This is a genomic window from Mycobacterium sp. (assembly GCF_032162105.1).
GTDB lineage: Bacteria > Actinomycetota > Actinomycetes > Mycobacteriales > Mycobacteriaceae > Mycobacterium.
In genome coordinates this window covers 1-4,145 of record NZ_JAVRPS010000021.1, presented here as the reverse complement: position 1 = coordinate 4,145, position 4,145 = coordinate 1, and the positions used below count along the sequence as shown (strand labels likewise).

The 4,145-nt window shown below is 68.8% G+C and carries 4 protein-coding genes; all 4 read left to right on the top strand.

Features of this window, described 5'->3' with window-relative positions; all coding sequences use genetic code 11:
- On the top strand, positions 1–461 hold a 461-nt coding region (locus tag QOC69_RS00805), incomplete at its 5' end, for an ACT domain-containing protein (protein ID WP_526435394.1).
- Positions 458–1,540, top strand: a complete 1,083-nt coding sequence (thrC, locus tag QOC69_RS00800) for a threonine synthase (protein ID WP_526435392.1) — start codon at positions 458–460, stop codon at positions 1,538–1,540. The genes QOC69_RS00805 and thrC, both read left to right, overlap by 4 nt.
- 15 nt (positions 1,541–1,555) lie before the next feature.
- Positions 1,556–2,500, top strand: coding sequence for a homoserine kinase (gene thrB, locus QOC69_RS00795; RefSeq protein WP_526435390.1), 945 nt, complete (start codon positions 1,556–1,558; stop codon positions 2,498–2,500).
- 266 nt (positions 2,501–2,766) lie between these two features.
- The coding region (locus tag QOC69_RS00790) for a Rho termination factor N-terminal domain-containing protein (RefSeq protein ID WP_526435388.1) at positions 2,767–4,145 on the top strand (1,379 nt) is incomplete at its 3' end.

The window sequence follows — 4,145 nt, the reverse complement described above, 5'->3', positions numbered from 1 at the left end:
ACGCGGTGGTGGTCGAAGCCGAGGCGGCCGGGCGGCTGATGTTCTACGGCCAGGGTGCGGGCGGTGCGCCGACGGCGTCGGCGGTGATGGGCGACCTGGTCATGGCCGCACGCAACCGGGTGCAGGGTGGCCTTGGACCGCGCGAGTCGAAGTACGCCGAACTGCCGATTGCCCCCATCGGATTCATCCCGACCCGTTACTACGTCAGCATGAGCGTCGCCGACCGGCCGGGCGTGTTGTCCTCGGTGGCAGCCGAATTCGGCAAGCGCGAGGTCAGCATCGCCGAGGTGCGCCAGGAAGGCATGGTCGACCACGGAGGTCTGCGGTGCGGCGCCAGGATCGTCGTGGTGACCCACTTGGCCACCGATGCGGCGCTCTCCGACACCGTGGGTGCGCTGGCCGATCTCGACGTCGTGCAGAGCATCAACAGCGTGCTGCGGCTGGAGGGAACCACCGAATGAGTACCGCCCGTACCGCGGTGCACCAACCGTGGCCAGGCCTGATCGCGGCCTACCGCGACCGGTTGCCGGTCGAGGACCACTGGACGCCGATCACCCTGCTCGAAGGCGGCACGCCGCTGATCCATGCCAAGCGGCTGTCCGAACAGACTGGCTGCACAGTGCATTTGAAGGTCGAGGGGCTCAATCCCACGGGCTCCTTCAAGGACCGCGGCATGACCATGGCGGTCACCGAGTCGGTGGCCCGCGGCCAGCAGGCAGTGCTGTGCGCGTCGACGGGCAACACCTCGGCCTCGGCTGCGGCGTACGCCGCGCGTGCGGGCATCACCTGCGCGGTGCTGATCCCGCAGGGCAAGATCGCCATGGGCAAGCTCGCTCAGGCGGTCATGCACGGCGCCAAGATCATCCAGATCGACGGAAACTTCGACGACTGCCTGGAACTGGCCCGAAAGCTGACGACGGACTTCCCAACCATCGCGCTGGTGAACTCGGTCAACCCGTACCGCATCGAGGGCCAGAAGACCGCGGCGTTCGAGATCGTCGACGCGCTGGGTACCGCGCCCGACGTGCACGCCCTGCCCGTCGGCAATGCGGGCAACATCACCGCCTACTGGAAGGGCTACACCGAGTACCACCGCGACGGCCTGTCCGACCGGCTGCCCCGGATGCTCGGCGCACAAGCCGCAGGCGCTGCGCCGCTGGTGCTCGGTGAGCCGGTCAAGAACCCCGAGACGATCGCCACCGCGATCCGGATCGGCGCGCCCGCATCGTGGACGTCGGCCGTCGAGGCCCAGCAACAGTCCAACGGCCGGTTCCTTGCCGCCACCGACGAGGAGATCCTGGCCGCGTATCACCTGATCGCGCGGTCCGAAGGGGTGTTCGTCGAGCCGGCGTCGGCGGCCAGCGTCGCCGGTCTGCTCAAGTCGGTCGAGGACGGCTGGGTGGCGCGGGGCTCCACCGTGGTGTGCACCGTCACGGGCAACGGCCTCAAGGATCCGGACACCGCGCTGAAGGACATGCCCGTCGTCGAGGCCCTTCCGGTCGACCCCGTAGCGGTGGTAGCCACGCTCGGACTGGCGTAGCGGAGTGGATCGTCGGTGACTCGGATTCTGCCCGCGGGCCTGGCGGCCAACGCCGTGGTGGCCGCGTCGAGCGCGAATCTGGGGCCCGGGTTCGACAGCCTCGGGCTCGCGCTCGGCCTCTATGACGAAATCGAGGTCCAGACAACCGAATCCGGTCTTCTCGTCGAAGTCGAGGGGGAGGGCGCGGGGCAAGTACCGTTGGACTCCTCGCATCTCGTCGTCCGCGCCATCGAGCGCGGACTCGCCGTCGCAGGGGTCGAAGCTGCGGGTCTTAAGGTGTTTTGCCGCAACGACATTCCGCACTCCCGTGGCCTCGGATCGTCGGCAGCCGCTGTGGTCGGCGGCATCGCCGCCACCAACGGCCTCGTCGTTCAATCTGATTCGAAGCCGCTGACGGACACTGAGCTGGTGCAGCTGGCGTCGGAGTTCGAGGGCCACCCCGACAACGCGTCCGCCGCGGTGCTGGGCGGCGCGGTGGTGTCGTGGACCGACGACGACGGTCCACAGGACCGGTACGGGGCGGCACCGCTGCGTCTGCACCCCGACATCCACCTGTTCCCCGCGATCCCGCAGGTGCGCTCGTCGACCGCCGAGACGCGGGTCCTGCTTCCCGATCGGGTCAGCCATGTCGACGCACGGTTCAACCTCAGCCGCGCGGCGCTGCTCGTGGTGGCGTTGACCGAACGGCCCGATCTGCTCATGGCGGCCACCGCGGACCGGCTGCATCAACCGCAGCGGGCCGCCGCCATGCCCGCCTCGGCGGAATACCTCGCCATCCTGCGGCGTTGTGGTGTACCAGCGGTGCTTTCCGGGGCTGGGCCTGCGGTTATTGCGCTCACCACCGAGCCGGAGTTGCCGGCCGAGGCCCTGGAGTTCGGCGCCGCCAATGGGTTCGCCGTCAGCGAGATGTTGGTTGGTGAGCGTGTCCGGTGGACATCCGGCGTATCGATTCGAAGTTGACACGAGTCACATGCGACTCACGGGTGTTGCTTGCTTCCCGCACCGATGCGGGTTATCCTCGCTCTCGTCCAGCAATCGCAGCGTCTGTGCCTGCGCCGACACTAGGACGACCACCCATTCTTTTCGTGGATGACGGTTCGCCGTATCGCGGCGAACCCCAGCGATCACCGTTGCATGGGCGACGGTGGGACCTCGGCACTCAGCGTTTCGGCTGAGTGCGATGAGCCCTCGCGCGATCGAATCAGCGAGGGAAAGAAAGGAAATCCGTGACTGATACGGACCTCTTCACGGCTGACAGCAGCGACGTCCAGTCGCCGGACTCCGTGAATTCAGACATCTCCGAGCCGGTTTCGGCGGTTTCCGCCGCCGCCGCGCCGGAAGCCTCGCAAGAGGCGGCCGCACCGGCGGCCAACGTCGCCCCTAGCTCGCGCGGCGGCTCGCTGACCGGGATGGTGCTGCCGGACCTGCGGGCGCTTGCCAACCAGGTGGGCGTCAAGGGCGCATCCGGCATGCGCAAGAGCGAGCTGATCGCGGCAATCCGCGAACAGCGCGGCGAGAACAATGGCCACGCTCCGGAGAGTGCGGCAGCGCCAGCCGTCGAGAATCCCGAGAGCGCCGCCGAGGCACCAGCCGAGCAGCGGGCCCCCGCTCGTCGCGAGCGCCGCGGCGCCTCGCGCCAGGCCGCGCCCCCCGCGGACACCGAGACCAAGGTCGACGACAAGCCCGCCGAGAAGGCGGACGTCAAGGCTGAATCGACGGGCGAGGACAAGACCGAGGTCGACAAGACCGAGGCCAAGGCCCCCAAGTCGGACGAGAAGGGCGACGACAGGCGCGCCCAGAACTCCCGTCAGGACAACCGGTCCAACGACGGTGGCAACCAGGGTGGCGGCAATCAAGGCGGCGGCAACCAGGGCGGTGGCAACCGGTCCAACCAGGGTGGCGGCAACCAGTCCAACCAGGGCGGCAACCGGTCCAACCAGGGCGGCAACTCGAACAACGACGATGACGACGACGATGGCGATGGCCGTCAGGGCCGACGGGGCCGCCGGTTCCGCGACCGCAGGCGGCGCGGCGAGCGCACCGGCGCCGAAGGCGGCGGCGGTGGGGACCGTGACACCGAACTCCGCGAGGACGACGTCGTCCAGCCGGTCGCCGGCATCCTCGACGTGCTCGACAACTACGCATTCGTCCGTACCTCCGGCTACCTCGCCGGACCGAACGACGTCTACGTGTCGATGAACATGGTCCGCAAGAACGGTCTGCGCCGCGGCGACGCCGTGACCGGCGCGGTCCGGATCGCCCGCGAGGGCGAGGGCGGCGGCGGGGGCGGCAGCCAGAACCCGCGGCAGAAGTTCAACCCGCTGGTCCGCCTCGACACCATCAACGGCGGATCGGTCGAGGACGCCAAGAAGCGTCCCGACTTCCAGAAGCTCACCCCGCTGTATCCGAACCAGCGGCTGCGGCTGGAGACCACGCCCGACCGGCTGACCACCCGCGTCATCGACCTGATCATGCCGATCGGCAAGGGCCAGCGCGCCCTGATCGTGTCGCCGCCGAAGGCCGGCAAGACGATGATCCTGCAGAGCATCGCCAACGCGATCACCACGAACAACCCGGAATGCCACCTGATGGTGGTCCTGGTCGA